This window comes from Streptomyces sp. NPDC047049 (assembly GCF_040643995.1).
Taxonomy (GTDB): domain Bacteria; phylum Actinomycetota; class Actinomycetes; order Streptomycetales; family Streptomycetaceae; genus Streptomyces; species Streptomyces mooreae.
This window is the reverse complement of record NZ_JBEYVM010000001.1, coordinates 651469-678453: the sequence shown is the minus strand read 5'-3', so window position 1 is coordinate 678453 and position 26985 is coordinate 651469. Positions and strand designations below refer to the sequence as shown.

Annotated in this window: 24 protein-coding genes and 1 riboswitch; of the genes, 13 read left to right on the top strand and 11 right to left on the bottom strand. The window is 73.3% G+C overall.

Annotated features, from left to right (window positions below; genetic code table 11):
• Positions 1–41: 41 nt before the first annotated feature.
• Both ABZ851_RS03160 and ABZ851_RS03155 read right to left on the bottom strand, forming a co-directional pair.
• Complete coding sequence (locus ABZ851_RS03160) at positions 42–1763, bottom strand: thiamine pyrophosphate-binding protein (protein ID WP_361121296.1); 1722 nt, start codon at positions 1761–1763, stop codon at positions 42–44.
• Positions 1760–3004 (bottom strand): aldehyde dehydrogenase family protein, encoded by a 1245-nt coding sequence (locus ABZ851_RS03155; protein WP_361121293.1) that lies wholly within the window; start codon positions 3002–3004, stop codon positions 1760–1762. Before ABZ851_RS03155 ends, ABZ851_RS03160 begins: the two co-directional genes overlap by 4 nt.
• 415 nt (positions 3005–3419) lie before the next feature.
• Here ABZ851_RS03155 and ABZ851_RS03150 point away from each other — a divergent pair, with 415 nt between their 5' ends.
• The gene (locus ABZ851_RS03150; RefSeq protein ID WP_361121290.1) at positions 3420–4661 is read left to right on the top strand and encodes a helix-turn-helix transcriptional regulator; all 1242 of its coding nucleotides are present in this window, start codon (positions 3420–3422) and stop codon (positions 4659–4661) included.
• A 70-nt stretch (positions 4662–4731) separates the two neighbouring features.
• On the opposite strand, the gene ABZ851_RS03145 is transcribed toward ABZ851_RS03150, so the two are convergent.
• The gene (locus ABZ851_RS03145; protein ID WP_361121287.1) at positions 4732–5160 is read right to left on the bottom strand and encodes a 4'-phosphopantetheinyl transferase superfamily protein; all 429 of its coding nucleotides are present in this window, start codon (positions 5158–5160) and stop codon (positions 4732–4734) included.
• Between the two features lie 759 nt (positions 5161–5919).
• Positions 5920–6183, bottom strand: coding sequence for an acyl carrier protein (locus ABZ851_RS03140; protein WP_361121284.1), 264 nt, complete (start codon positions 6181–6183; stop codon positions 5920–5922).
• Between the two features lie 199 nt (positions 6184–6382).
• On the opposite strand from ABZ851_RS03140, the gene fabI reads away from it, so the two are divergent.
• From fabI to ABZ851_RS03125, 3 genes are read left to right on the top strand one after another with little or no spacing between them, the layout of a single operon-like run.
• A complete protein-coding gene (gene fabI / locus ABZ851_RS03135; protein WP_336047397.1) occupies positions 6383–7153 on the top strand; it encodes an enoyl-ACP reductase FabI in 771 nt (256 codons plus the stop codon).
• Between the two features lie 6 nt (positions 7154–7159).
• Positions 7160–7693: a MaoC family dehydratase N-terminal domain-containing protein gene (locus ABZ851_RS03130; protein WP_361121281.1), complete on the top strand. Its 534-nt coding sequence runs from the start codon at positions 7160–7162 to the stop codon at positions 7691–7693.
• Positions 7690–9213 carry a class I adenylate-forming enzyme family protein gene (locus tag ABZ851_RS03125; protein ID WP_361121278.1) on the top strand — a complete coding sequence of 508 codons (1524 nt, stop codon included), beginning with the start codon at positions 7690–7692 and terminating at the stop codon, positions 9211–9213. Before ABZ851_RS03130 ends, ABZ851_RS03125 begins: the two co-directional genes overlap by 4 nt.
• A gap of 445 nt (positions 9214–9658) precedes the next feature.
• Here the strand turns inward: ABZ851_RS03125 and ABZ851_RS03120 are convergent, their stop codons facing one another.
• Positions 9659–10189, bottom strand: coding sequence for a DUF6344 domain-containing protein (locus ABZ851_RS03120; protein ID WP_361121275.1), 531 nt, complete (start codon positions 10187–10189; stop codon positions 9659–9661).
• A gap of 366 nt (positions 10190–10555) precedes the next feature.
• Here ABZ851_RS03120 and ABZ851_RS03115 point away from each other — a divergent pair, with 366 nt between their 5' ends.
• The 4 genes from ABZ851_RS03115 to ABZ851_RS03100 are packed head-to-tail and all read left to right on the top strand — an operon-like array spanning position 10556 to position 14375.
• A complete protein-coding gene (locus ABZ851_RS03115) occupies positions 10556–11494 on the top strand; it encodes an ABC transporter ATP-binding protein (protein ID WP_336047401.1) in 939 nt (312 codons plus the stop codon).
• Positions 11495–11504: 10 nt separating this feature from the next.
• Complete coding sequence (locus ABZ851_RS03110; RefSeq protein ID WP_361121271.1) at positions 11505–12308, top strand: ABC transporter permease; 804 nt, start codon at positions 11505–11507, stop codon at positions 12306–12308.
• Between the two features lie 53 nt (positions 12309–12361).
• A complete protein-coding gene (locus ABZ851_RS03105; RefSeq protein ID WP_361121268.1) occupies positions 12362–13690 on the top strand; it encodes a sensor histidine kinase in 1329 nt (442 codons plus the stop codon).
• Positions 13683–14375 carry a response regulator transcription factor gene (locus ABZ851_RS03100; protein ID WP_361121265.1) on the top strand — a complete coding sequence of 231 codons (693 nt, stop codon included), beginning with the start codon at positions 13683–13685 and terminating at the stop codon, positions 14373–14375. Before ABZ851_RS03105 ends, ABZ851_RS03100 begins: the two co-directional genes overlap by 8 nt.
• A gap of 191 nt (positions 14376–14566) precedes the next feature.
• Here the strand turns inward: ABZ851_RS03100 and ABZ851_RS03095 are convergent, their stop codons facing one another.
• The 4 genes from ABZ851_RS03095 to ABZ851_RS03080 form a co-directional block, all read right to left on the bottom strand.
• Positions 14567–15004, bottom strand: coding sequence for a DUF5994 family protein (locus ABZ851_RS03095; RefSeq protein WP_361121262.1), 438 nt, complete (start codon positions 15002–15004; stop codon positions 14567–14569).
• Positions 15001–15987, bottom strand: coding sequence for an acyl-CoA desaturase (locus ABZ851_RS03090; protein WP_361121259.1), 987 nt, complete (start codon positions 15985–15987; stop codon positions 15001–15003). Before ABZ851_RS03090 ends, ABZ851_RS03095 begins: the two co-directional genes overlap by 4 nt.
• Positions 15984–16295 (bottom strand): hypothetical protein, encoded by a 312-nt coding sequence (locus ABZ851_RS03085; RefSeq protein ID WP_361121256.1) that lies wholly within the window; start codon positions 16293–16295, stop codon positions 15984–15986. The genes ABZ851_RS03090 and ABZ851_RS03085 overlap by 4 nt, the downstream gene beginning before the upstream one ends.
• Positions 16296–16543: 248 nt before the next feature.
• Positions 16544–17119 carry a TerD family protein gene (locus ABZ851_RS03080; RefSeq protein WP_361121253.1) on the bottom strand — a complete coding sequence of 192 codons (576 nt, stop codon included), beginning with the start codon at positions 17117–17119 and terminating at the stop codon, positions 16544–16546.
• 238 nt (positions 17120–17357) lie between these two features.
• Here ABZ851_RS03080 and ABZ851_RS03075 point away from each other — a divergent pair, with 238 nt between their 5' ends.
• The 4 genes from ABZ851_RS03075 to ABZ851_RS03060 all read left to right on the top strand — a co-directional run bounded on the left by ABZ851_RS03075 (position 17358) and on the right by ABZ851_RS03060 (position 20943).
• Positions 17358–17942 (top strand): BlaI/MecI/CopY family transcriptional regulator, encoded by a 585-nt coding sequence (locus ABZ851_RS03075; protein ID WP_361121250.1) that lies wholly within the window; start codon positions 17358–17360, stop codon positions 17940–17942.
• Positions 17943–17945: 3 nt separating this feature from the next.
• Complete coding sequence (locus tag ABZ851_RS03070; RefSeq protein ID WP_361121247.1) at positions 17946–18911, top strand: M56 family metallopeptidase; 966 nt, start codon at positions 17946–17948, stop codon at positions 18909–18911.
• Positions 18912–19128: 217 nt separating this feature from the next.
• Positions 19129–19308, top strand: a complete 180-nt coding sequence (locus ABZ851_RS03065; protein ID WP_361121244.1) for a hypothetical protein — start codon at positions 19129–19131, stop codon at positions 19306–19308.
• A gap of 306 nt (positions 19309–19614) precedes the next feature.
• On the top strand, positions 19615–20943 hold the full coding sequence (locus ABZ851_RS03060) for an LCP family protein (protein ID WP_361121803.1): 1329 nt from the start codon (positions 19615–19617) through the stop codon (positions 20941–20943).
• Positions 20944–21076: 133 nt separating this feature from the next.
• Here ABZ851_RS03060 and ABZ851_RS03055 read toward each other — a convergent pair whose 3' ends face one another.
• On the bottom strand, positions 21077–21349 hold the full coding sequence (locus ABZ851_RS03055; RefSeq protein WP_336047412.1) for a DUF1876 domain-containing protein: 273 nt from the start codon (positions 21347–21349) through the stop codon (positions 21077–21079).
• Between the two features lie 169 nt (positions 21350–21518).
• Positions 21519–25121, bottom strand: coding sequence for a cobaltochelatase subunit CobN (gene cobN / locus ABZ851_RS03050; protein ID WP_361121241.1), 3603 nt, complete (start codon positions 25119–25121; stop codon positions 21519–21521).
• 56 nt (positions 25122–25177) lie between these two features.
• Positions 25178–25250: riboswitch (cobalamin riboswitch) on the bottom strand.
• A 261-nt stretch (positions 25251–25511) separates the two neighbouring features.
• Between cobN and cobG the strand changes: the two genes are divergently transcribed.
• Entirely contained in the window at positions 25512–26984 is a 1473-nt protein-coding gene (cobG, locus tag ABZ851_RS03045) for a precorrin-3B synthase (RefSeq protein WP_361121238.1), read from the top strand.
• Position 26985: the final 1 nt, after the last annotated feature.

The following is a 26985-nucleotide window of genomic DNA, read 5'->3' as shown; positions in this document are numbered from 1 at the left end:
GCCTTGACTGCCCGGCAGCCGCCATGGCCCCCACGGCCCCCTCAGCCCTGGTGTCCCTCCCGCTCCGGGAAGTCCCCCGCGGCGGCGGTCATCCCGGGCGGGGTGTCGGCGAGCGCGGTCGCCACCTCGACCACGGCGGTGGTTCCGGCCGCGACCTGCCGCCAGGCGTCGGCCAGCGCCCCGGGCAGCTCGTCGGCGTCCGTCACCCGCCGGTAGCCCAGGCCGTAGGCGCCGGCCAGGCCCTCGGTGCCGGTCGGGCCAGGCCGGGTGAAGGCGAAGCGCGAGCCGCCCGGCGAGACCCGGTCGAGGTTGGACTGCAGCCAGCCGTAACCGCCGTTGTCGAGGACGACGTAGAGCACGGCGACGCCCGCGTCGGCGACGGTGGGCAGCTCGCCGCGGAAGAGGTTGAAGGCGCCGTCGCCGACCACCGCGACCACCGGCCGCCCGGCCGGTCCGGCCAGCCGTACGCCCACCGCGGCGGCCGCGCCGAAGCCGAGCGGGGTCTGCTCGCTGGGCACCACGGAACCGCCGCCGGACCCCAGCGACCAGTGCGGGAAGAAGTACGACCACATGTCCTGCAGGCCGTTCTCCTGGACCAGGACGCGGTCCGCGGGCAGCGCGCGGTCGAGGGCGGCCAGCACCCGGGCGACCGGCACGGCCCCCTCGGCCACCGTCTTGGCGGCCTCCTCGGCGCGGTCCGCCGCCCGCCGCTCCAGCGCGGCCCGCACCGCACGGACCCGCGCCGGCCAGTCGCCCGTGGGCCGGTGACCGGACAGCAGCTCCGCCCAGCCGTCGACGATCCGTCCGGCGTCCCCGAGCACATGGCCGCCGGGCCGCTCCATGGACAGATTCTCCTCGCCCAGCACCGCCTGGATCACCGGGAGTTGTGCCGTCTCCGATGGCCAGCCGAAGGTGGCGGTCTCCTCCAGGCGGCTGCCCAGCGCGATGACCAGGTCCGCCTCGCGCCACAGCGCGTCCATCGGGGCGACGGTGTAGAGACCGCTGACGCCGCAGTGCAGCGGGTGGTCCTCGGCGACCGTGCCACGGCCGGAGGCGGTGCTGAAGAGCCCTGCGCCGAGCAGTTCGGCGAAGCGCTCGATGCGGCGGCCGGTGTTGCGGTGCCGGGCGCCGCCGCCGACCAGCAGCAACGGCCGCTCGGCCGCGGCGATCCGGGCGGCGGTGGCGGCCAGCGCGTCGGGGTCGGGGGAGGGCCGCTGGGGCGTGGCCGGGCGCCACGGCCCGTGGCGGGTGACCGGTTCGGCGGCGATCTGCTCGGCGAGCTCCAGGTAGACCGGCCCCGGGGCACCGTTGACGGCGAGCGCGGCGGCCTTCTCCAGGGCGCCGGGCAGCCGCTCGGGGTGGTCGACGCGGGCCGCCCACTTCACGTACGGGCGGATCGCGGTCAGCTGGTCCAGCTCCTGGAAGGCGCCGGTGCCGAGCCGGTCGAGCCGGGTGCCGTCGGCGATGAGGAGCAGCGGCACGGCGGCGGAGCGCGCCTCCAGGACGCCGGTGAGCGCGTTGGTCAGCGCCGGGCCCTTGCCGATCACGCAGACGCCGGGGCGGCCGGCGACGAGCGCGTAACCGGTCGCCATGAACAGGGCGTTGCGCTGGTCGCGGCAGAGCACCACCTCGGTGTCGGACCGCTCCAGCTCGCCGAGCAGCGCCATGTCGTCGCCGGGCAGCCCGAACACCACCTCGGTGCCCAGGTGGTGGAGGTGGTCGGCGATCGCGGCCCAGGCGGTGGGGTGGGTGGTGGGGGTCATCGTCCTGCTCCCGGCCGGTGGGCGGCGACGGCCTGGGAGATCAGTACGGGTTCGGCCCGCACGTCCTCGCCGTCGGCGATGTAGTTGGCCATCCGGCCGTAGCCGCCGAACGGGGCGTTGCCGTTGTCGATGGAGAGCAGGGTGGTGTCGAGGGTGACGGTGGTGCGCCGGCGCAGCGCCTCGACGAGGCCGGGGGCGTGGCCGTAGACGCTGGAGCCCAGGGCGCGTTCGGTGAACATGCCCGTGGTGAGGGTCGCGGCCAGCGCGTCCTCGTCGCGGTAGCCGGTGACGTGGAAGATCGGGGCGAAGAACTCCGGTACGTGCGTGCGCGGGGTGACCTCCGGCCCGACGACGACGGTGGGATCGAGCCGCCGGCCGCGGAAGTCGACATGCCCGCCGTGCACGATGCCGCCGTGGTTGCGGGCGAGGAACCGCGCGCCGTCCTCCAGCGCGCTCTCGTAGAAGATCGGCCCGAAGTCGGCGTCCGGGTCGGAGTAGGGGCCGTAGCGCAGCCCCTTCAGCTCGCTGACCAGGGTGTCGACGAACGGGTCGAGCAGCGACTCGTGGACGCTGAACAAGTCGGGGCCCAGGCAGTCCTGACCGGTGTTGAGGACCCGGATGGCGATCGCGTCGCGGACCGCCCGCTCGACATCGGCACCCGGGGCGACGACGAACGGGTTGACGCCGGAGCCGAGGAAGAGGAAGAGCTGCCCGGGGGAGAGCTGGGCGCGGATCTGCTCGGCGTTGGCGTAGGCGCCGGTGAAGACGACGACATCGGCGGGGCGGACGTGCTCCTGCAGGAACTCCCGCTGGCTGGCGCAGGTGAGGGTGATCGGCAGGCGGTGCCGCTCGGCGAGCAGGGTGTGCAGCCGGCGCATCTGGTCCTTGACCCGGCTGGAGGGGCGGAAGACCAGCCGGTCGGTGTAGAGCGACGGGACCAGGAGGTAGAGGGCGTAGGAGTAGAGGAGGACGTTCGACGGCATGAAGGCGGCCAGGTGGGGGACGCGGCCGGGCCGGTGGGCGGCCACCTCGTCCAGGGCCCCGTCGAGGGTGGCGATGGTCGACTCGATCTCGTAGCGCGCGGCGCGGTGGGTGGAGATCTCGCACAGCAGCTGGTGCACGGTACCGGCGTCGTTCACCAGGAAGTCCCGGACCCGGTGCACGGCCGCCACACGCCGGCTGTCGGTGCTGTCCTCCTCCGGCTCGGCGGCCACGGTCGGCCATGCGGGAGCGGAGCTCATATGTCCCTCCTCGGGGCGTAGTCCATGGAGGGTCAGCGTCAGCCAACTGTCATTTATTGTCAAGTAAAGTCATTGCACTCGACTGCCTCATATGACAAGCGGCCGCCCTCCCGGCCGGTCCGCGGCCCCCTTCCCCCTGCTGCCTGTCGCCGCGTCAGCCCCCTGAGGCCACCTCTCATCTGTCGTAATACTCCTCCCCGAACCAGGGGAATGCCACGCTCCGAAAGTGACAAAAAATGACTCCGGCGGGGAACCGGGTCGTTCACAAACGCCCCTGAGCAGGCCTGCGACGAGTAGACTCGCGGTCATTGCGTTCCGTCTGTCCGCAGCGTCCGTACCCCCGTCACCGTCCGTCCGCCCCACTCAACTGCGAGCGATTTTCTTGACGATTGAGCAGCCTGCTTTCGGTAAGCGAGTGCGGGAGGTCCGGCGCTCTCAGGGTCTGTCCCAGGGGGACCTCGCCGGGGACGATCTCTCCCCCAGCTATGTCTCGCTGGTCGAGAACGGCCGCAGAGTCCCCGGCGCCAAGATCGCCCGGTCCCTCGCCCAGCGCCTCGGCACGACGGTCGAGGCACTGTGCGCCACCGACGAGCCCGGCGACCGGCTGACCCGGCGCCTGGGCCTGGTCGGCCAGTTGGTGGCCGCCCGCTCCAGCCAGCTGGCCGGTGACTGGCCCGCCGCCCGGCGGCAGTTGGAGTCCGTGGTGGAGCAGGCCGGCACCGGTCACGACGAGGTGCGCTGGGAGGCGCGCTGGGAACTGGCCACCGTCCTCGGGCGGCTGGACGACCCGGCCCGCCACGAAGCGGCACTGCGCCACCTCCTCGACGACCCGCTCACCCGCTCCGCGCCGGTGCTGCACGCCCGGGTCGCCGTCGAACTCGCCCAGCATCTGCGCGCCGCGGGCCGCCTCGCGGACGGGGTCCGCTTCGCCGAGGAGGCCGTCCGCGTCACCGGCGAGCTGGAGCCCGGCCGCCCGGAGCGGGCGCAGGCCCGGATGGCGCTGCTGTCGGTGTCCGTCGACAGCGGGGAGTGGAGCCGCGCCGAACAGCTCGGGGCACAGCTGCAGGCGGAGGTCACCCCGCTCCCGGCCGGTGAACTGCGGGCCGGCGCGCTGTGGGCGGTGGCCGGGGCGCAGTACCTCGGCGGGCATCCGGAGCGGGCGCTGGAGCTGCTGGCCGAGGCGGAGGAACTGCTCGCCGCGACGGACGGCGTGCGGCTGCGGCTGCAACTGGCCCGCGCCCGTACGCTGCTGGCCCTCGCCGCGGGCCCGGCGGACGAGGCCGACGCCCTGCTGGCGCGGGCCCGGCAGGCCGCCGCGCTCATCGACACCCCGGCCTCCAGGACCTGGCTCGCCGTCCTGGAGACGGCCGGTGCGCTGCGCCACCACCGGCCGGCGGCGGCCGCCGAGCACGCCACCGCGATCGATCCCGACGCCGCCGGGCTGACGCCCCTCGACCGGGCCCGCGCGCTGCTCCACCTCGCCCGCGCCCATCGCGCGGACGGCGGCGCGGAGGCCGCGGAGGCCGACTTCAAGGAGGCCGCCGAGGGCTACGAGCACGCCGGCGCCTTCCGGCTGGCGCTGGAGAGCTGGCGGGAACTGAGCGCCGGCGGCCGTACGGGCGAGGGGCCTGATCCGCACGCGGTGCTCATGCCGTAGGGCGGTGGCCGGGGCTCGGGGGAGTCTGGCTCCAGGCGTCCCCGGTAGTCGTTGCCTCCGGGCGTCCTCTCTAGGCGTCCCTCCAGGCGCTGCCCGCCTCGGTTGGTGCGTCGCCGTGGGCACCGGCGGGCGCGCACGGCGGGTTCGCCCGCCAGATCCGGACCCCGGGTGCCGGGGCCGGGGTCGCCGCGCAGGCCACGGTCTGCGGGCCCGCGGGCAGTTCGCGGACGTACGCCGTGCCGCCGGGGCCCGCGGCGGATCCGGGGATCACGATCGTGCCCTCCCGCGCACCGCTCAGCGCGTCGATCGCGTCGGCGGCGGCCAGCTCGCCGCGCCCGGTCAGCCGTAGTGCCGCTTCCTTACGGGTCCACAGCCACGCAAGCCGCCGCCCCCGCCGGCCCGCCGGGGCCTCCTGGACGTAGTCGCGCTCCAACGGGGTGAAGGGGAGCAGCAGTTCGCCGACCGGCCCCCGGGGCACCGTGTGTACGGACAGCGCCACCGGGAGGTCCCTGATCAGGGCCAGGAACCGACGGCCCGTGTCCGCACCGGCGTCGAGACAAAAACGGGTGCCCGGTCGCCGGCCGGCGGCGGCGGGCGGTTCGGCGCACACCGGTCGTCCGAAGCCGTCCCGGGACACCCGAATATCACCGGGAGAACAATGCAGCAGCCGGCCCAGAAATGCCGTTAAACAGTCGGACTGTCGAATGTCAACGGGTACGTTCGAGAATATATGCAGAAAACCGTCGGCTAATTCTGATGAGCGGGACGCATCCCAACTCGCCTCCGTTTGTGGCGCGTTGGCCGGTCCACCGTCATGGCTGAGCGAATGCGCGCCACAGGAAGGCTGGTCCCCCCGCATAGATCCCCTCGCACCATGTCTCCTTTCCGGACGGTCACATCCGAGAAAGCAGTGCACTGAGTCGATTTGATTTACACTCCGGAGATCTTCAAGGTATCCCTGGTCTATGCCTGCGTCAACAAGCGACGACCGAAAATCAACTTCGTTTTACCCGGGGGCATTACGAGATTTCGCCACCCCGCGGCCCGCCGCGACGCGGTGAACGCCGGGTGGCCGCAAGCCGAGGGCCGTTCGCTCTTCAGCCGGCGGCAACCTGACTGTTATTCATCTCCTTTGCAGGGCCGCCTTCTTGCGCGAGCACCCACCCGCTCGGGTGTGCACGCGCTGGGGCACCTGCGTGCGGGGTGCGCTTCTGCCGGTGCGGCACGGCCGGCAGAAGCGCACGGCCGGCGGCCGCCCTCAGGACGCCGCCTGCTTCTCCACCCGGATCACTATGTCCAAAACCGTGCGCATGCCCTTCATCTCCTCTTCGGGCAGCTCGACCCCGAAGCGCTCCTCCGCCACGACGATGACCTCGGCCATCGCGAGCGAGTCCACATCCAACTCCTCGACCAGGTACTTCTCTTCGGTCACCTCGGCCGGAACCACGCCGGCCACCTCGTGCAGGATCTCGGCGAGCTGCGCAACGATCTCTTCGCGGGTCGGGACGGTCGGGACGGTCATAACGGTCACCTCTCTGTTCCGGCGTCACGTCCGCGCCTCCATGACACCAGAGTCATTGTTTTGACTATACTTGACTATTCCAGTCAACTGGAGGTCCGATAGGTTGTCAATGACGTCCTTTCAAGACCAAGCCAGGACACAGCTTCTGAGTTGACTTCAGTGACTCCGAAGTCCGGACTGAGTCAGACGGAGGAACCGCATGAGCGGTCTGCTCGACGGAAAGCAGCTGGTCATCACGGGTGTGATCACCGAAAGCTCGATCGCCTACGCGGTGGCACGCCTCGCCCAGGAAGAGGGCGCCAAGATCGTCCTCACCGCTTACGGACGGCCGAGCCTGGTCGCCCGGCTCGCCCGGCGGCTGCCGGAAGAGCCCCCCGTCGTGGAGCTGGACGTCACGGACGAAGACCAGCTCAGCACCCTCGCCGACCGCGTCGGCGCGCACCTCGACGGCCTCGACGGCGTCCTGCACTCCGTCGCGGGCGCCCCCGCCGGCTGCCTGGACGGCGGCTTCCTGACCGCACCGTGGCGCGATGTGTCCGCCGCCCTGCACACCTCGACGTACTCCCTGGTGTCACTGGCCATGGCCTGCCGGCCGCTGCTCCGCCCCGGGTCGAGTGTCGTCGGCGTCGACTTCGACGCCTCCCGTGCCTGGCCCGGATACGACTGGATGGGCGTCGCCAAGGCCGGTCTGGAGGCCTGCTCCCGCTATCTGGCGCGCGATCTGGGGGGCCAGGGCATACGGGCCAACCTCGTCGCGGCCGGCCCCCTGCGTACCCTGGCCGCACGCGGGATCGGCGGCGACGGCCCGTCCTTCGAGAAGAGCTGGGCGGCCCGCGCCCCGCTCGGCTGGGATCCGCAGAACGCCGAACCGGTCGCCCGTACGTGTGTGGCGCTGCTCTCGGACTGGCTGCCCGCCACCACCGGCGAGATCGTGCACGCGGACGGCGGCCACCACATGATCGGCGACTGAGCGGCGATGTCGGAGAGCGCGGCAACGACGGGCGGGCCGACGGCGGGCGGGGCGACGACGGGCGGTGCGGTGGCGCCCACCACGCTGTGCTGCGGCCCGTACGCCATCGAGCGGCTGCGGATCGCCGCCTTCGCCGCCGCGCTCGGCGACCCCCACCCCGCCTACACGGACCCGGCCGCCGCCCGCGCCCTCGGCCACCCGGACGTCATCGCCCCGCCCACCTACCTGGCCGCCCTCGCCGGCCACGCCGAGGACCAACTCCTGCGCCGGCAACCGGCCCCCGTCACCGTCGAGGGCGCCGTGCACCGCGCGCAGACGCTGCGCCATGCCCGCCCCGCTCACGCCGGCGACACCTTGCACGCGACCGTGCACCTCACCGCCACCACCCTGGCCGGCCGCCCCCTCCTCACCCTCGACTGCGAGTTCCGGGACGAGGGTGGCGCCCGGGTGGCCACCACCACGTCCTCGCTGCTGTGCCCGGCCGCCGCACCGCGGCCCGCCCGGCGGCCGCTCGACACCACGGAATCGGACCACCCATGACCGACACCATCGCCCCTCCGGTCGCCGCCGCCCGCCTCGTCGACGGGACCGCGGCCCCGGCCCACGGCACCGCGGCCCCGCCAGGCGCCACCGGCCGCCTCGACGGCCCGGCGCTCGGCCGCCGGATACGCACCACCGCCCACGCCTTACAGGAGCTCGGCCTCCGCACCGGCGACCGGGTCCTGGTGCAGGGCGACAACAGCGTCGACTACGTCGTCACCCTGCTGGCGCTGATGCAGCTGGACACCTCACTCATCCCGCTCGACCACCGGCTCTCCGGCGCCGACGCCGCCGCGGCCGGCCGCCAGGCCCGGGCCCGCTGGCTGGTCACCGCCGCCGACCGCGCCACCGGCTTCCCCGGCATCCCCGACCGGCGCGTCATCCACTACCCGCGGCTCGCCGCCGACGCCCCGGCGCCCCCGCCCGGCCCCGCCGGTCCAGGGGCCTGGTTCCGCCGCCCCGACGCCCTCGTCCTGTGGTCCTCGGGCACCACGGGACGGCCCAAGGGCATCATCAAGCCCGGCCGGGCCGTCCTCGACAACTCGCTGCGCACCATCCAGGCCATGGGCTACCGGGAGGACGACGTCCTCGCGCCGCTGCTGCCCTTCTCGCACCAGTACGGTCTCTCCGTCATCCTGCTGTGGTGGCTGGCCCGTTGCACCCTGCTGGTCACCCCCTACCAGCGGCTCGACGCGGCCGTCGGCCAGGCCGCGGCCCACGGCGCCACCGCCGTGGACGCCGCCCCGTCCACGTACCACTCGCTCCTCGGCGTGGTCCGCCGCCGCCCGGAGGTACGCGCCGGACTCGCCGGCGTACGGCTCTGGGGCGTGGGCGGCGCACCGCTGCCCGCTCCGCTGGCCGAGGCCTTCCACACGACGATGGGCCGCCCACTCCTGGACGGCTACGGTCTGACGGAACTCGGCAATGTCGCGCTGGCCACCCCCGACGCACCGCACGGCTGCGGGCGCCCGTTGCCCGGCGTACGGCTGCGCGTCATGCGCCCCGACGGCAGCGCTGCCGGCCCCGGCGAGCTCGGCGGCATCGAGGTGCGCTCACCCGGGCTGATGGCCGGCTACCTCCAGGAGGACGGCTCGCTCACGCCGGTCGACCCGGACGCGTGGTATCCGACGGCCGACCTGGGCAGTGTCGACGCCGAGGGCACCGTACGGGTGGTGGGCCGCAATCAGGCCGTGCACCGGCTGGGCTTCACGCTCTACCCCGAGAGCCTGGAACGCCGTGCCGAGGCCTGTGGCCGGCCGGTGAAAGTACTGGCGGTCGAGGACCAACGCCGTGGCAGTGCACTGCACTTCGTGGTCGCCGACCCCGACGGGGAGGCTCCGCTCACCTGGCGCCGACGGCTCGCCGAACACCTCGCGGAGTATGAACAGCCCAATGCGGTCCATGTCGTCGACCACTTCCCGCTCACGGCCAACGGAAAGCCCGACACGCGTGCGCTGCGTGCGGAGCTCGGGCTGGAGCTGGGAGGGGGTCCGGGGACCGACGCCCCGCTCGGGGGCTGAGCCGGACAACTCCGGGTGAAGGGCGGGTGGTTCAGGTATACGGGATCCCCGGGAAGTCCGGGTGGTTCACGTCTGTGGGTGGTTCACATCTGTGGGTGGTTCACGTCTGTGGGTGGTTCACGTCTGCGGTTGGTTCACGTCTGCCGTTGATTTACGTCTGCGGGCGGTTGGTTCATGCCCGCGATGAGTCAAGCCTGCGGGTGAGTCACGTCTGCGGATGAGTCACGTCTGCCGTTGTTTCACGTGGAACATGTCGGTCTGCGCTGCTTCTACGACGCTCCTTCGCCGACGTCCGCGCCGGAATGGACTCCGTGTGAGCATTCGCTCGCTGTGAGGTCCCTCGGCGTGAGCCTTCGCTCGGCGTGCGTGTCCGCCGGAGCTGTCACGCGTCGTTGCGCCCTTTTCCCAGGGCCGGGTACCGGCTTCAGAACAGCTGCCGCCCGGTTCAGACGGCGCGAGCGGTGTGCGCATGGCGGCGGGCCGCCGGAACGACCGCGGGGCGGGCGTCCGCCTCGGCGCCAGTGTCCGGCCCGGTACCGGCAGGAGCAGAGGCCGGGGCCGGGGCGGCGGACTCGTCGGCCGTCGGCTCGGTGCGGGAACGAAGGCGGGTGCGTAGACCGGGCGAGGTGCCATGGGCCTCGGCGCTGATGCGCTGCTTGATCGTCGGCGGCAGCTCGGGCCGGGCGAACATCCGCCGGGCGGGACCGGCCTGGCAGTACAGCGGTACGGCGCGCGGCGCGGGCACGGCAGGGGTTCTGGTCCCTGGACCGCGGTCCGGTGCGCCGCAGCTCACCTCCTCCGGGGCCTCGGCCGCGGGCGCGTCGGTGCCCGCCTTCTCGTTACCCAGGGTCCGCTCGTACAGTGCGGCATCCCGGCGCGCGGCCGAGGCCGTCGCGGAGACACCCAGTGCTGCCAGCAGCTTGCCCAGCACGGCAAGGCACACCGCCCAGAACTTCATGACCTTGGTCGCAGCCATGGCCCCTCACTTTCGGTCAGGATCTCCCCGAGAGATCCGTTGCGTCTGCTTCGTTGTGCTTCTTCAGTTGCTTCGCTTCAGGCGCTTCACTTCGGTTGCTTCGCTTCAGTTGCGCCGCTTCCGGTGCACTGCTTGGATGGCGTCGCTTCTGTTGCGTTTTCTTATGATGAGTACGCAATGGGAGGATTCACGGACCGACGCCCCCGGATCGGCGTTCTTCCGATGAACACCACCCGTACGCAGTAGCCACAGCCGTCGGACGGCAGGCCGGCGACGGGTCGCAGCCTCCAGTCAACCGATCGGTTGATGCCGTTCCGAGCGGGTCGGGCGATGTGCCACCGGGGGCGCCGGGCGGATTCTCGGGTTATGGCAATCATCGAAGTCACCGGTCTGCGCAAGGTCTACGGGGGCCGGGCCGTGGTCGACGAGGTCTCCTTCGCCGTAGAGGAGGGAGAGATCTTCGGCGTCCTCGGCCCGAACGGCGCCGGCAAGACGACGACCGTCGAATGCATCGAGGGCCTTCGCGTCCCGGACGGCGGGACGGTGCGCGTGGGCGGGCTGGATCCGGTCGCCGACCACGACCGGGTCACCCAGATCCTGGGCTCCCAGCTCCAGGAGAGCGAGCTGCAGAACAAACTCACCGTGCAAGAGGCGCTGGAGCTCTACGCCGCCTGCTATCCCCGCCCGGCCGACTGGCGCCGGCTCGTCGAACGGCTCAGCCTCACCGACCGGCTCTCCGCACGCTTCGGCAAGCTCTCCGGCGGCCAGAAGCAGCGGCTGTTCATCGCGCTTGCCCTGATCGGCAATCCGCGGGTGGTGGTGCTCGACGAGCTGACCACCGGCCTCGATCCACGGGCCCGCCGGGACACCTGGCAGCTGATCGAGGAGGTCCGTGCTTCCGGGGTGACGGTGCTGCTGGTCACGCACTTCATGGAGGAGGCCCAGCGGCTGTGCGACCGGATCGCGGTGATCGACCGCGGCCGGGTCGCCGCGCTGGACACCCCGGCGGGTCTGATCAGCAAGGCCTCGCGGTCCGTCGTCATCTCCTTCACGCCGTCGGCCCCGCTCGACCCGGCCGAGCTGGCGGCGCTGCCACAGCTCGGGTCCGTGGAACGGAGCGGCCGGACCGACGGACGGGGCGCGCCGGGGTCCGCCGGTGAGCGGCTGGTGATCCACGGCACGGACGCCACGGTCGACGCGGTGATCTCCCTGCTGGCCCGGCACCGCATCACCGCACGTCAACTACGGGTCGGCGACGCCACGCTCGACGACGCCTTTCTCGATCTGACCGCGCAGGAAGCCTGAGGTGCCCGCCATGCCCGCCACGTCCACCACATCCGCCCCGGCACACCCGCCTGCCGCGCCGAAGACCCGGGCCGCGGCCGTCTCGCGCGCCGTCCTGAAGACCGAGGCCCGGCTCTTCCTGCGTGAGCCCGCGTCCTTGTTCTGGATCCTGGTCTTCCCGACCCTGCTGCTGACCATCCTCGGCCTGATCCCCTCCTTCCGGGAGGCCAATCCGTCGCTGGGCGGACGGCGGACCATCGATCTGTATGTGCCGGTGGCCCTGCTGCTCGCCGCGATCACCACCGGAATCCAGGTGATGCCCGCGGTGCTGACGGGCTACCGGGAGCGCGGCATCCTGCGCCGGATGTCGACGACCCCGGTACGGCCCGCGGCGCTGCTCGGCGCACAGATCGCCCTGCACGGCGGGGCCACCGTGGTCTCCATGGCGCTGGCGCTCACCGTCGGCCGGCTCGCCTTCGGGGTGGCGCTGCCCGGGCAGCTCGTGGGCTATGTGCTGGCGGCCGTGCTGACCCTGTGCAGCGCGCTCGCCCTGGGCTGCCTGCTCTGCGCGCTCTCCCCGACCACCAAGGCGGCGAGTGTGGCCGGCTCGGCGGTGTTCTTCCCGATGATGTTCACGGCGGGGGTGTGGGGTCCGGTCCAGTCGATGCCGGACACGCTGCAGCAGATCGTCCAGTTGCTGCCGTTCGGCGCTGCCTCACAGGCACTTACCCAGGCCTCGTCCGGCCACTGGCCCGGCTGGTCGCATCTCGCCGTGCTGGCGGTGTGGGCCCTCGTACTGGGCCACGTGGCCAGGCGTCGCTTCCGGTGGGAGTGAGGGTGGCGACCGGAGTCCGGGGGTCCGCACGCCGCCCGGGAGACACTGGCCGCATGGCAAGCGTCGACAGCAAGGGCGGGACGGCGGGACCCGTCACCGGGCCACCGGTCTTACGCGGCTCGCCCACGCTCGCGCAGCCCCGCAGCTCCGCGCAGCAGGAGTGGGACCACAACTTCCGGCGGTGGGGCGGCTACCCCCTGCTCGGCCTCGGGGTCCTGACCTCGGCCGCGTCGGCTGACGAGCTGCTGCCGGGACAGGAGCCGTGGGCGGCGGGGGTACTGGTGGCGGCCGCGCTGGCGCTCCAGGTGTGGTGGAGCCGGGCCGGCTACCGGCTGCCCGCGCAGGCACCGGCCGGGCAAGTCCACTACCTCGTCCGCTTTCTGCTGGCCTTCGCGCTGACCTGGCTGAACCCCTTCTTCGCGATCTACGCGGTGCTCGGCTACTTCGATGCCTCGCACTTGCTGCGACCGCGTTTCGTCCGCGCGGGGCTGCTGGGCACCGCGGTGATCATGTCCGGCTCGCAGTCCGGTGGGCTGCCCCCGGCGAGTGCCGTGAACTGGGTGGCATTCGGGCTGCTGTTCCTCCTCAACGCCCCCTTGGTCCTGGTCTTCAGCCGGATCGCCGTCCAGGAGGCCGAGCACGCCGCGGCGAATGCCGCCACCATCGCCGAGCTGGCACGCACCAACGCCCGGCTGGAGTCGGCGCTGGAGGAGAACGTCGGCCTCCACGCACAGCTGCTGGTCCAGGCGCGGGAAGCGGGCATCGCCGATGAACGCCGCCGGCTGGCCGCGGAGATCCATGACACTCTCGCGCAGGGCCTGGCCGGCATCATCACCCAGCTGGAGGCCGCCACCGAGAGCAGCGCCCCGGCGGCCGCCCGCGGGCACGCCCGGCGCGCCATGGCGCTGGCCCGCGACAGCCTCGGTGAGGCCCGTCGCTCCGTGCACAACCTGGGCCCCGGCGTGCTGGAGCATGCCGCACTGCCGGATGCCCTGCGCAGCACCGTCGAGGAATGGTCGGCCGTGGCGGGCGTGCGCGCCGAGTTCACCGTCACCGGGACCGCCGAGCCGCTGCACGACGAGGTCGAGGCCACCCTGCTGCGGATCGCTCAGGAGGGCCTGGCCAATGCCCGTCGGCACGCGGATGCTTCGCGGGTCGGCGTCACCCTCTCGTACATGGGGGACGAGGTGACCCTGGACATCCGCGACGACGGCCGCGGCTTTGACCCGGCGGCGCTGCCGCCCCGTGAACGCACCGGCGGCTTCGGCCTCGGCGGGATGCGGGCACGCGCCGAACGGATCGCGGGCGCCGTCGGCATCGAGTCCGAACCGGGCCAGGGAACAGCCGTCTCCGCACGCGTACCGTTGGTCCGCCATGGCTGAACACACCGAGCGAACCGAGCGCGCCGAACGGACCGAGCCCAGCGGCCGCACCGGCCCGGCCGCCCCCGTCACCGTCCTGATCGTCGACGACCACCCCGTCGTCCGGGACGGTCTGCGCGGCATGTTCGCCTCCGCCACCGGCTTCGAGGTGCTGGGTGAGGCCGGGGACGGCATCGAGGGGGTGGAACTCGCTACCCGCCTCGACCCCGATGTGGTCCTGATGGATCTGCGGATGCCGGGCGGCGGCGGGGTCGCGGCCATCGTCGAGCTGGCGCGCCGGGCGCCGCGCTGCCAAGTGCTGGTGCTCACGACCTACGACACCGACTCCGACACCCTCCCGGCGATCGAGGCCGGTGCCACCGGCTACCTCCTCAAGGACACCCCTCGCGAGGAACTGTTCACGGCCGTCCGTGCGGCGGCCGAGGGCCGTACGGTGCTCTCGCCCGCGGTCGCCTCCCGTCTGGTCTCACGGGTCAGGTCACCGGGCAACGAACCGCTCAGCGCCCGCGAGCGCGAGGTCCTGGCACTCGTCGCCAAGGGCACCTCGAACCGTGAGATCGCCGCCGTGCTGTTCATCAGCGAGGCAACGGTCAAGACCCATCTGACCCATATCTACGGCAAGTTGGGCGCGAAGGACCGGGCCGCGGCAGTGGCGGTGGCGTACGACCGGGGGATTCTCGGCTAGCGATGCCCGGCGCGGCCGTGCCTTCGGGGTGGTGCGGCGTCGTCCTCGGCCGGTGCGGCCGTTTCACGTGAAACGGCCGCCGCCGACTGCCCGTTGGCATGGGGCAGCCCACGCAGCCCATGCAGCCCCCACAGCCCATGCAGCCCATGCAGCCCATGCAGCCCATGCAGCCCATCGACCCTTGCTCCCGCTCAGGCCGGTGTCAGCTCACCCGTGCGGGCCATCTGCGCCATCATGCGCACGGCCTCCGGCTCGGGGGTGCTGGGCGGGATGATCAGCAGGTCCCAGCGGCCGTGGCCGGGGGAGACCAGGCAGATGGTGTCGGGGCCGGGGCGGCCGGTGGTTCTGCGGAGGCGGACGACATGGCCTTCGACGAGGGTGTGGGCCGGGAGGGCGGACCAGGGGGCGCCGTTCACCGTGGCGTGGGTGATCCGGGGCCAGTCGAAGGGGAGCGCGGCCAGCAGCTCGGGGAGTTCGGCCAGCAGGTCGGCCGAGTGGGGCCACCAGACACCGTCGATGCACCGCACCGTATCGGTGTGCGGGGCGATGGTCAGCCGGGCGACGAGGGGTGGCGCGTGCGGGGCGTGGTGGCGGGAAGGGGCTGGGTGGGGATCCCCGGCGGTGGTCATGCGGTGCTCCTGATGCGGCGGTCCGCCACCCGGGCCGGGTCGGGCCACCGCACGTCCCAGACCCAGCCGAGACGTTCGAAGAGCCGGATGACGGCGGCGGACACATCGAGCTGACCGCGGTCGACGCCGTGCCGGGCGCAGGTCGGGTCGGCATGGTGCATGTTGTGCCAGCTCTCCCCGAACGACAGCAGGGCCAGGGGCCACAGGTTGGTCGCCCGGTCGTGGCGCCGGGTGCGGAACGGCCGCTCCCCGATGACATGGCAGAGCGAGTTGACGCTCCAGGTGACGTGGTGCAGCAGCGCGATCCGGATGAACCCGGCCCACAGCAGGGCGGTCAGCGCGGTGACCCAGGAGCCGCCGAGCACCCAGCCCAGCCCGAACGGCAGGGCGAGGGTGAGCAGGCACAGCAGCGGGAACGCCCGGTCGACCGCGCGGATCTTGGGGTCGGCGAGCAGATCGGGCGCGAAGCGCCGGTGCGAGGTGGGGTCGTTGCCGAACAGCCAGCCGATGTGCGAGTGGACCAGTCCGCGCAGCTGACCGCGCAGGCTGGTGCCGTAGCGGTAGGGGGAGTGCGGATCGCCGGGCCGGTCGGTGTAGGCGTGGTGGCGGCGGTGGGTGGCGACCCAGTCGATGACATCGCCCTGGAAGCTGAGCGAGCCCGCGAGGGCGAGCGCGACCCGCAGCGCGGGGGCGGCGGTATAGCTGCCGTGGGTGAGGCCGCGGTGGAAGCCGATGGTGACGCCCAGGCCGCTGATGACGTAGAAGACGGCCAGCAGAACGAGGTCGGTGAGGTGGACGACGCTGCCCCAGAGGAGGGGGATGGCGACAGCCAGGCCGACGAAGGGGGCGATGACGATGACGGCGGTCACCGTCACGTACATCCGGCGGCCGGGGGTCGGCGGGTGCTCGGTGCCGCTGTCGGGGAACGGGGAGGTCCCGTCGTAGTCCCGTGCCGACGGGTGGCCTCGGGCGGTGGACGTCACGGGTCGCCACCTGCCTTGTCCGGTGGCGTCGGTGGGGCGGCCGTCGGTGGGGCGGCCGTCGGTGGGGCGGCCGTCGGTGGGGCGGCCGTCGGCGGCCCTGCTGCCGGCGGCGCGGCCGGCGGTGCTTCGGGGTGGGCATCGTCGTGCTCGTGCGGGGGCCTGTGCTTCCGGTCCCGCAGCGACTGCTTCCAGTCCGCGTAGCGGTGCGGGGCCATCCGTCCGGCCCCCTGGGCATTGACCCGGGCGATGAACAGTGCCCCCAGCGCGACCAGCGCCAGCAGCACGACCACGGTCCACAGAGTCTGCATGGTGCTCACCTCACCGAATGCGCGCCTCCCCGGGCTCCCTGGGCGTCCCCAGGCGCCCTCGGCGCCCTCGGCATCCTTCGGCGTTCCGGTGTTTCCAAGGTACCCCGCGGGTGGCCGTTACATCCCGTTGTGGGTGGTTATGGGCGAGAGGGCGCGGTGACGGGTGCCGCACCCGTCCCCGCGCCCTTCCCTGGCACCGGCTCAGCGGCTCAGCGGCTCAGCGGCTCAGCGGCTCAGCGGCTCAGCGGTCAGACGTTGACGCCGAAGTCCGCCGCGATCCCCGCCAGGCCGGAGGCGTACCCCTGGCCCACGGCGCGGAATTTCCACTCCGCGCCGTTCCGGTAGAGCTCACCGAAGACCATCGCGGTCTCGGTCGAAGCGTCCTCGCTCAGGTCGTAGCGGGCCAGCTCCGCCCCGTCCGCCTGGTTGACGACGCGGATGAAGGCATTGCGGACCTGGCCGAAGCTCTGTCCCCGGCTCTCGGCGTCGTGGATGGAGACCGGGAAGACGATCTTTGCGATCTCGGCGGGCACCGTCGACAGCGTGACCTCGACGGCCTCGTCGTCCCCCTCGCCCTCGCCGGTCAGGTTGTCACCGGTGTGCCGCACCGAGCCGTCGGGGCTGGTGAGGTTGTTGTAGAAGACGAAGTGGGCGTCGGAGACGACCTTGCCCGCCTCGGTGCACAGCAGCGCGCTGGCATCCAGGTCGTAGTCCGCGCCCGTCGTCGTCCGTACGTCCCAGCCGAGGCCGATCGTGACCGCGGTCAGTCCGGGCGCTTCCTTCGACAGCGAGACGTTGCCGCCCTTGGCCAGCGAGACTCCCATGGCTTCCCTCCAGGTGTTGCCTGCATTCGGGGTGAGCTCAAAATCTACAGGAGTGTAGAAGTTAGCGGCCGGAGTCCGTGGCGTCCGGCGACGGTACGAGCGGACCACCGCCCCGGATACGGCGCCCGGTGGCCCGCCCGGATCCGGGGCACGCGACGAGCCGCCCGGACCAGGCCGCTCAGTAAGATGCCCCGACGTCCCGGCCAGCGGGACACCCGGAGCGACGGGAGGCGACGGCATGGGCGGGAAGGCCTTCGGGAACTTCGGCGGCGCCGGACGGGAGCGCGCCCGCAGGCGGGGGCAGGGCCAGCTGGAGGCCCAGGTACTGGCCGCGCTGCACCACGCGCCGGGGCCGGTCACCGCCGCCTGGGTGCAGGAACGGCTCGGCGACGACCTCGCGTACACGACCGTGATGACGATCCTCTCCCGGCTGCACGCCAAGCAGGCCGTCACCCGCGAGCGGTCCGGCCGTGCCTACCTCTGGACCCCGGCCGCCGACGAGGCCGGGCTCGCCGCACTGCGGATGCGCCGCGTCCTGGACGGCGAACCGGACCGGGACGCCGTACTGACCAGCTTCGTCTCCGCGCTCTCCACCCACGACGAGCAATTGCTGCGCACCCTCCTCGACCGCGACGCGGCCGAGGACCCCACGGCGACCGAGGACACCACAGCCACCGAGGCCCCCACGGCCACCGAGGCCCCCACCGCGACCGAGGACACCACGCCGGCCGAGGACACCGCGGCGACCGAGGGCCCCACAACGGCCGGCACCCCCACGCCCCCCGCCCGGCACCACCCCTCGGACGAAGCGCGCGGAGGCTGACCGGTGGGTGTCTTCGTGTTCCTGCCGCTCGTCCTGCCGCTCACCGCCCTGCCGATCGCCCGGCTCGCGGAGCAGCACCTCCACCCCCGCGCCACCACCCGCCTGCTGACCCTGCTCGCCGCGGTCCTCGGCCTGTGCAGCACGCTGTGCCTGGGTCTGCTGGTGGTCGTCGGCACCGCCCAACTGCGCGGCAATCCGCTGCCCGACGGCTGGTCGGACCCCCAGGTGCGGGCCGCGGTCCCGTTCGCCGAGGTCGCGGGCGTCGCCGCGATCCCGCTGCTGGCCGCCGCGCTCACCGTGTGCGGGGCGGCACTGCGCCGGCACCGCCGTATCCGGGCCCGTACCCACCGGGCGCTGAACGGGCTGCCGGCCGACGCCGATCCCGCGGTGCTGCCGGACGACGAGCCCTACGCCTACGCCGTGCCCGGCACCCCGGCCCGCCCCGGACGGCCCGCCAGGCCCGGCCGGGTCGCGGTCTCCCGCGGGATGCTGCGCAGCCTGGACGGCGACGAGCGGCGGGCCCTGTTCGCCCATGAGCGCGCCCATCTGCACTGCCGCCACCACCGCTCGCTGCTCGTCGTACGCCTGGCCGGCTGCGTCAACCCGCTGCTGCTGCCGCTGCGTTCCGCGGTCGCCTTCGCCACCGAGCGCTGGGCGGACGAGGAGGCGGCGCAGGTGGTCGGCGACCGGCGGCTGACCGCGCGTGCGGTGGGCAAGGCGGCGCTGGTCACCCGGTCCGCGCCGGAACCGGGGCTGGCGCACTTCGCGGCGCCCGGACCGGGGCCGGTGCCGCGCCGGGTGGTGGCGCTGCTCGGGCCCGTGCCGCCGGCCCGCCACTGGCCGCCGGCGCTGACCCCGGCCGGTCTGGCGGCCCTGGTCGCCGCGGCGGGCACGGCCGCCTCCGCCGTCTCCGCGCTCAACGCCGCGGTAGCGCTGTTCGTTGTTCTGAAGGCAGCAACGCCCCTCTAGGGGCACACTGACCCTTGACCCTCACGGGGCACGCACGGCGCACCCGCGCGGTGCGTAACCGTACCGGGCAACTTCTACAACTCTGTAGACCTTGTCGGTACAGTGGCGCGCACCTGCGCAACAGGCGCCGCCGGAGGGGGAGATGGCAACGAGGTGCGGACTCCTGACCTGGGACTGCCCGCCCCCAGAGGCGGAGGTGCGATGGGTTTATCAGCCGGTGGAGGTCCAATACGCGGACGGCGGATGGGCGTTGGGGCGGATCAACGCCTGGTGGACGGACGGCTCGGGCGAGTTGTGGTGCCGGCTGCGCACCCTGCCCGGCAGCGCGAGCGCGTGTCCGCAGTGGCTGCGGTTCGACCCCGAGTCCATACTGCTGCTGCCCAGCACCGGCATCTGACCCGCCCTCCCCTGCCGCCACAGCAGACGCTGACGGCACAGCAGGCCCTGCCGCCCCAGCCGACACCGTCGGCCGCCGCTGCCGCACCCTCCCCCCTAGAGCACCGCTCGCCTCACCAGTATCAGAAGGACCAGAAGGGCCATCGGCGTGCATGACAGGCAGACGCAGCAGCAGACGGCCCGGCGGGGCACCGGCGGCGCATCCGGAACGTCCCGCGGCACCGCCGGCACGTCGCGTGCCGGCGGCAGAAGGTCCCGTACCACCGGCGACGGCGCCGGTCCCGCGGCCGGTAAGGGCAGGCTGCGGATGACCCGCCGCGGCCGCGTCCTCGCCTGGACCGGCGGCGTGCTCGGCGTGCTGCTGCTCGGCACGGCCGGTGTCGGGGCGTGGGTCTACCAGCACCTGGACGGCAACATCCACGGCGTGGACATCGGGGTCGACGGCGCCCGGCCGGTCAACCTCAGCCCCGGCTCCAAGAACATCCTGGTCGTCGGCTCCGACAGCCGCGCGGGTGCCAACGCCAAGTACGGCAGGAACCTCACCACCATGCAGTCGGACACGCTGATGGTGCTGCACATCGCCGCGGACCGTAAGTGGGCCACCGCGCTGTCCTTTCCCCGGGACTCCTGGGTGCAGATCCCCGCCTGCACCCGGGGCAACGGCTCGAAGTCGTCCCCGCACCACTTCAAGATCAACGAGGCGTTCTCGATCGGCGGTGACTCCGGCGACATCCGCAAGGCCGCGGCCTGCACCATCAAGACCGTCGAGAAGAACACCGGACTGCGCATCGACCACTTCACCTCGGTCGACTTCCAGGGCTTCAAGGGCATGGTCAACGCGCTCGGCGGCATAGAGGTCTGCCCCAAGCACGCCATCCACGACAAGAAGGCCCACCTCGACATGGACGCGGGCTGCCAGAACGTCCGGGACGAGAAGGCGCTCGGCTACGTCCGCACCCGCTACAGCGTCGGCGACGGCTCCGACCTCGGCCGCATCGGCCGCCAGCAGGAATTCATGAAGGCCCTGGGCGCCAAGGCCCAGTCCAAGCTCACCAGCCCCGGCGAGCTCTACGACTTCCTGAACTCGGCCACCAAGTCCCTCACCACCGACAAGGACCTGGCCGGAATCAAGCCGCTCTACGACCTGGCCGCGACCGTCAAGGACATCCCCACCGACCGTCTCACCTTCCTGACCGTCCCCAACTACTACCGCGAGGCCGATGTCCCCACCGACAAGGCCAATGTCGTCTGGCAGTACCCGCAGGCCGGCCGGCTCTTCAGCGACCTGGCGCACGACCGCGAGATCGGCGCCGCCGGAAAGCAGCAGCTCGCCGAGGCCGCGAAGAACCCGGTGACCGCCCACGCCGTGCGGGTCCGCGTCCTCAACGGCACCGGCGTACCCGGCCGGGCCGCCTCCGCCGCCGGCCAGCTGCGGGGGCTCGGCTTCACCGTCGTCGGCACCGGCAACGCCCCGGCGACGGACAAGACCACCGTCAGCTACCCGGCCGCGCTCAAGACGCAGAGCGAGGTGCTGTCGTCCCGCCTCCCCGGCATCAAGGCCACGGAGTCGGCCGGCGCGGCACCGGGCGCGGTGACGCTGACGATCGGACCGGACTTCCCGGCGGAGATGCCGTGACCGGCCGGGATGCCGTAACCGGCCGGGATGCCGTAAGGGGGCTTCCGGGGGCTCTCCTCAGGGAGGACCGCGGCCGCACGGTCCCCCGGGGCGGCCGCGCACAGCCGCACCTCCGCCCTGCCGGCCGGTGTCCTCAGAAGCGCAGGCGTTCCACCGGCCGGGCCGTATGCACCTCGATGTCGTGCGCGGCGCGCTGCACCAGCTGATGGCTCAGATCCGACATCGCCCGGGCCACCGCCAGCTCGTCCCCGATGGCCGGGACGTTCTCGTCGGCGGGATTGCAACGGGCCTCCCCCTGGCCCACCATCTGCCCGTCCTCCTTGCCGCGCAGCCGGGCCTCGGCCCGGACCTCGCCCCCGGTCTCGGTGATGCTGATCTCGGCGTTCCATGTCTTCGTGGCAGTCACCGGAAGCCTCCTCGTTCCGCCCCGTGAGCAGCACAGGAACCGCCCCCACGAAAAATCCTCGCACCGGCCCCGGCGGCCCGCACCTGGGGCTTGCCGCACCCCGGCCGCGGGGTTCGCCCCGCGGCCGGTGCCGGGCCCGCCGCGGGCAAGACCGCCGGGCCGGCGTCCGTCAGTCCTCCCCCTCCAGCTCCCCTTCGGTCTCCAGGAACGCCTGCCGCAGCGCCGCCAGCGTCTCGGCGTCCGGCTTCTCCCACATCCCGCGGGACTCGGCCTCCAGGAGGCGTTCGGCGATGCCGTGCAGGGCCCAGGGGTTGGCTTCCTGGAGGAAGTCGCGGTTCTCGGGGTCGAGGACGTAGGTCTGGGCGAGCTTGTCGTACATCCAGTCGGCGACCACGCCCGTGGTGGCGTCGTAGCCGAACAAGTAGTCCACGGTCGCGGCGAGTTCGAAGGCGCCCTTGTAGCCGTGGCGGCGCATCGCCTCGATCCAGCGGGGGTTGACCACCCGGGCGCGGAAGACCCGGGAGGTCTCCTCGACCAGGGTGCGGGTGCGGACCGTCTCGGGGCGGGTGGAGTCCCCGATGTACGCCTCGGGGGCCTTGCCCTTGAGCGCCTTGACGGTGGCGACCATGCCGCCGTGGTACTGGAAGTAGTCGTCGGAGTCCGCGATGTCGTGCTCGCGGGTGTCGGTGTTCTTCGCGGCGACCGCGATGCGCTTGTAGGCGGTCTCCATCTCGTCCCGGGCCGGGCGGCCTTCGAGGCCGCGGCCGTAGGCGTAGCCGCCCCAGACGGTGTAGACCTCGGCGAGGTCGGCGTCGGTGCGCCAGTCACGGGAGTCGATCAGCTGGAGCAGACCCGCGCCGTACGTCCCCGGGCGGGAGCCGAAGATGCGGGTGGTGGCGCGCCGCTCGTCACCGTGCTCGGCCAGGTCGGCCTGGGCGTGGGCGCGCACGAAGTTGGACTCCGCGGGCTCGTCCAGACCGGCGACCAGCCGTACGGCGTCGTCGAGCAGGCCGATGACGTGCGGGAACGCATCGCGGAAGAAGCCGGAGATGCGCAGGGTGACATCGATGCGGGGGCGGCCGAGCTCGGCGAGGTCGATCGGCTCCAGGCCGTTGACCCGGCGCGAGGCGTCGTCCCATACGGGGCGGACCCCCAGCAGGGCCAGGGCCTCGGCCACATCGTCGCCGCTGGTCCGCATCGCGCTGGTGCCCCACAGGGACAGCCCGACCGACTGCGGCCAGTCGCCGTTGTCGGTGCGGTAGCGCTCCAGCAGGGAGTCGGCGAGCGCCTGGCCGGTCTCCCAGGCGAGGCGGGAGGGGACGGCCTTGGGGTCGACGGAGTAGAAGTTCCGGCCCGTCGGCAGGACGTTGACCAGGCCGCGCAGCGGGGATCCCGAGGGCCCGGCCGGCACGAAGCCGCCGTTCAGCGCGTGCACCGCGTGGTCGATCTCGTCGGTGGTGGCGGCGAGGCGCGGGACGACCTGGCGGGCCGCGAAGTCGAGGATGTCGGCGACCGCGGACGGGTGCCCCTCGGCGACAGCGGGCACCGCCGCCGGGTCCCAGCCCGCGTCCTCCATCGCCTGGACCAGGCCGCGGGCGGTCTCCTCGGCCGCGTCGGCGGTCGTCCGGGTGGCCGCGGACTCGTCGAGACCCAGCGCCTCCCGCAGACCGGGCAGGGCGGAGGTACCGCCCCAGATCTGGCGGGCGCGGAGGATGGACAGGACGAGGTTGACGCGCGCCTCACCGGCCGGGGCGCCGCCCAGGACGTGCAGACCGTCGCGGATCTGGGCGTCCTTGACCTCGCACAGCCAGCCGTCGACGTGCAGCAGGAAGTCGTCGAAGCCGTCGTCGTCGGGGCGCTCGTCCATCCCCAGGTCGTGGTCGAGCTTGGCGGCCTGGATCAGCGTCCAGATCTGGGCGCGGATCGCGGGCAGCTTGGCCGGGTCCATCGCGGAGATCGCCGCGTACTCGTCGAGCAGCTGCTCCAGGCGCGCGATGTCGCCGTAGGACTCGGCGCGGGCCATCGGCGGGACGAGGTGGTCGACGAGGGTGGCGTGGACCCGGCGCTTGGCCTGGGTGCCCTCGCCGGGGTCGTTGACCAGGAAGGGGTAGACGAGCGGCAGGTCGCCGAGGGCGGCGTCCGGGCCGCAGGCCGCGGACAGGCCCGCGTTCTTGCCGGGCAGCCACTCCAGGTTGCCGTGCTTGCCCAGGTGGACCATGGCGTCCGCGCCGAATCCGCCGTCGTCCGCGGAGGCGGCGATCCAGCGGTAGGCCGCCAAGTAGTGGTGCGAGGGCGGCAGATCGGGGTCGTGGTAGATCGCGATCGGGTTCTCGCCGAAGCCGCGCGGCGGCTGGATGAGGATCAGGAGATTGCCGCGGCGCAGGGCGGCCAGCACGATGTCGCCGTCGGGGTTGCGGCTCCGGTCGACGAACATCTCGCCGGGCGGCGGCCCCCAGTGCTCCTCGACGGAGTCGCGGAGCTCCTGCGGGAGCGTCGCGTACCAGCGCCTGTAGTCGGCGGCCGGGATGCGGACGGGGTTACGGGCGAGCTGTTCCTCGGTGAGCCATTCCTGGTCGTGGCCGCCGGCCTCGATGAGGGCGTAGATCAGCTCGTCGCCGTCGCCGGACTCCAGGCCGGGAACCTCTTCGGTCCCGAAGTCGTAGCCGTCCGCCCGCAGGCGGCGCAGCAGGGCCACGGCGCTGGCCGGGGTGTCCAGGCCGACCGCGTTGCCGATCCGGGAGTGCTTGGTCGGGTACGCCGACAGCACCAGGGCGAGGCGCTTGTCCGCGGCCGGGATGTGGCGCAGCCGGGCGTGCCGGACGGCGATCCCGGCGACCCGGGCGGCGCGCTCGGGGTCGGCGACGTAGACCGGCAGGCCGTCCTCGTCGACCTCCTTGAAGGAGAACGGCACGGTGATCAGCCGCCCGTCGAACTCGGGCACGGCGATCTGCGAGGCGGCGTCCAGCGGCGACAGGCCCTCGTCGTTCTCCTCCCAGGCGCTGCGCGGCCCGGTCAGGCACAGGGCCTGCAGGATCGGCACGTCCAGGGCGGCCAGCGCGCCCGCGTCCCACGACTCGTCGTCGCCGCCGGCGGAGGCGTCGGCGGGCTTGCTGCCGCCCGCCGCGAGGACGGTGGTGACCAGGGCGTCGGCGGCCCGCAACTCCTCGATCAGCTCCGGTTCGGGGGTGCGCAGGGAGGCGACGAACAGCGGGCGGGCCCGGCCGCCCGCCGCCTCGATCTGCTCGCACAGGGTCCGTACGAAGCCGGTGTTGCCGCTCATGTGGTGCGCGCGGTAGTAGAGCACGGCGACCAGCGGGCCGGTCGCGTTGCGGGGCTCCCACTCCAGCGGGCCCCAGCTCGGGGCGGGCTCCGGCGGCTCGAAGCCGTGGCCGGTCAGCAGCACCGTGTCGGACAGGAAGCGGGCGAGCTGGCCGAGGTTGGCGGGCCCGCCGTGCGCGAGGTAGGCGTGCGCCTCGGCCGCGATGCCGACCGGGACCGTCGACTGCTCCATGAGCTGGGCGTCGGGGGCCTGTTCGCCGGTGAGGACGACGACCGGCCGGTGCTGGTCCTCGGCGAGCAGCACCTCCAGGCCCTCCTCCCAGGCGCGGATGCCGCCGAGGAGGCGTACGACGACGAGGTCACAGCCCTCCAGCAGGGCGGGCAGCCCGTCGACGTCGAGACGGGCGGGGTTGGCGAGCCGGTACGGCACCGGGCCCGTGGCCGCGCGGGCACTGAGCAGGTCGGTGTCGGAGGTCGACAGCAGCAGAAGCATGCGAGCGCAGGCCTTCCTCGGGGTGTCCGCGCCCCGGGTGGTCGTAAGGACGGCGGGAGTTCCTGGCTCGCCCGGCAGCTGCCGGGTTCACAGTGGCGGGACCGCGCCGGATTCTCACCGGGCTTCCTCCCCGGGGCCGCAGCCCCTGCGCCGTCGCTGGCGTCCGGTGGGCCAGCCGACCCACCGACCTGAATGGTAAGGGGTGGGGGCGGGCTGGGTAAGCGGGCCTTGGGACGGGCTGCGGCAGGACGGGGAACGGGCGGGCGGTGGGCCGGGCGGAGAGCACACGGCGGGCCGGGCGGAGAGCCGGATGGAGGGTACGCGGCGGGCCAGGGGCCCGGCCGGATCCGGCCCGGATCGGCGTCCGCCCCCGTGGGTATGCTCGCGGCCATGCCGCCCTCCCCCTCGACACGGTCCCAGGCCGCCGCACCGCCGCTGCGCGACCGCGGTGACGCCTGCCCGGGAGCGCTGCGGCTGCACCAGGCCGCCGACGGCCACCTCGCCCGCATCCGGCTGCCCGCCGGAGATTTGACGGTGCGTCAGGCAACTGCCCTGGCCGACGCCGCGGACCTGCTCGGCGACGGTCACCTCTCCCTCACCTCCCGCGGCAACGCCGAGCTCCGCGGCCTGGCGGAGGACTGCGGCGGCCGCCTCGCCGCGCTGCTGCGCGACGCCGGTCTGCTGCCCTCCGAACGCCATGAACGCATCCGCAACATCCTCGCCTCGCCGCTGGCAGGCCTGGACCGGCACACCCCTTCTGACGTGCGACGGTGGGCCCGTGAGCTGGACGCGCTGCTCTGCGCGAGCGAGTCCGCGACCGCCCTCTCCGGCCGTTTCCTGTTCGTTCTGGACGACGGGCGGGGCGATGTGGCGGCGCTCGGCGGGGATGTGAGCTTGCTCGCAGAGCGGGCCGGGGACGAGGCCGGCCCGGCGGGCGGCGCCCTGCTGCGGGTCGGCGACGATCCGGCGGCGCTGCGGATCGCCGGCCCGGACGCACCGCGCGCCGCGCTCACCGCCGCCGAGGCCTTCCTGACCGCCGCCGCGGCGAGCGGCAGCGGCGCCTGGCGGGTCCGCGAACTCCCGGACGGGCACGGGCTGCGGGCCCGGGACGTGGCCGAGGCGCTGCGGTCGGCGGGCATCGAGGCCGCGTACGTGGCCGGGGCGCCCGCACCCGGCGCCCGCACCTCCCCTCCGGACGCCCCGTCCTTCGCCCCGCCGTACGGGGACTCCGCCACCGCGCCGTACGCGGACTCCGCCGCCCCCGGCATCGTCGAGGGCCCCGACGGCGACCGGGCGCTCTCGGTCCTGGCCCCGCTGGGCCGGCTATCGGTGGCCCAGTGGCGGCTGCTGACCGCGATCGCCGGCGCCGACGGCTCCGGCGCCCTGCGCCTCACCCCGTGGCGCGGCATCGTCCTGCCCGGACTGCCGGCCGCCACGGCACCGGACCGCCTGGCGGAGCTCACCGCCGCCGGCCTGATCACCGACCCGGCCTCCCCCTGGCACCGCCTCGGAGCCTGTACGGGCCGCCCCGGCTGCGCCAAGTCCCGTACCGACGTGCGCGCCGACGCCACGGCCGCTGTCGCCGCCGGCACGACCGTCCCGGACGAAGCACCCCCCGGCTCCCCACCCTTGGGCGTCCCCGTCTCTCCCGAGGGCGCCCCCGTCTCTCCCCTGGGCGTCCCCGTCTACTGGTCCGGCTGCGAACGCCGCTGCGGCCACCCGCACGGCACCTGGGTCGACGTACTGGCCACGGCGGAGGGCTACCGGGTAGCACTGGTGGACCCGGACACCGCCGCGACCGGTACCCCGAGCAGCGCCCCGCCCGCCGCACGCACCAAGGCGCCCCCGCCCGCGGCCCCATGAG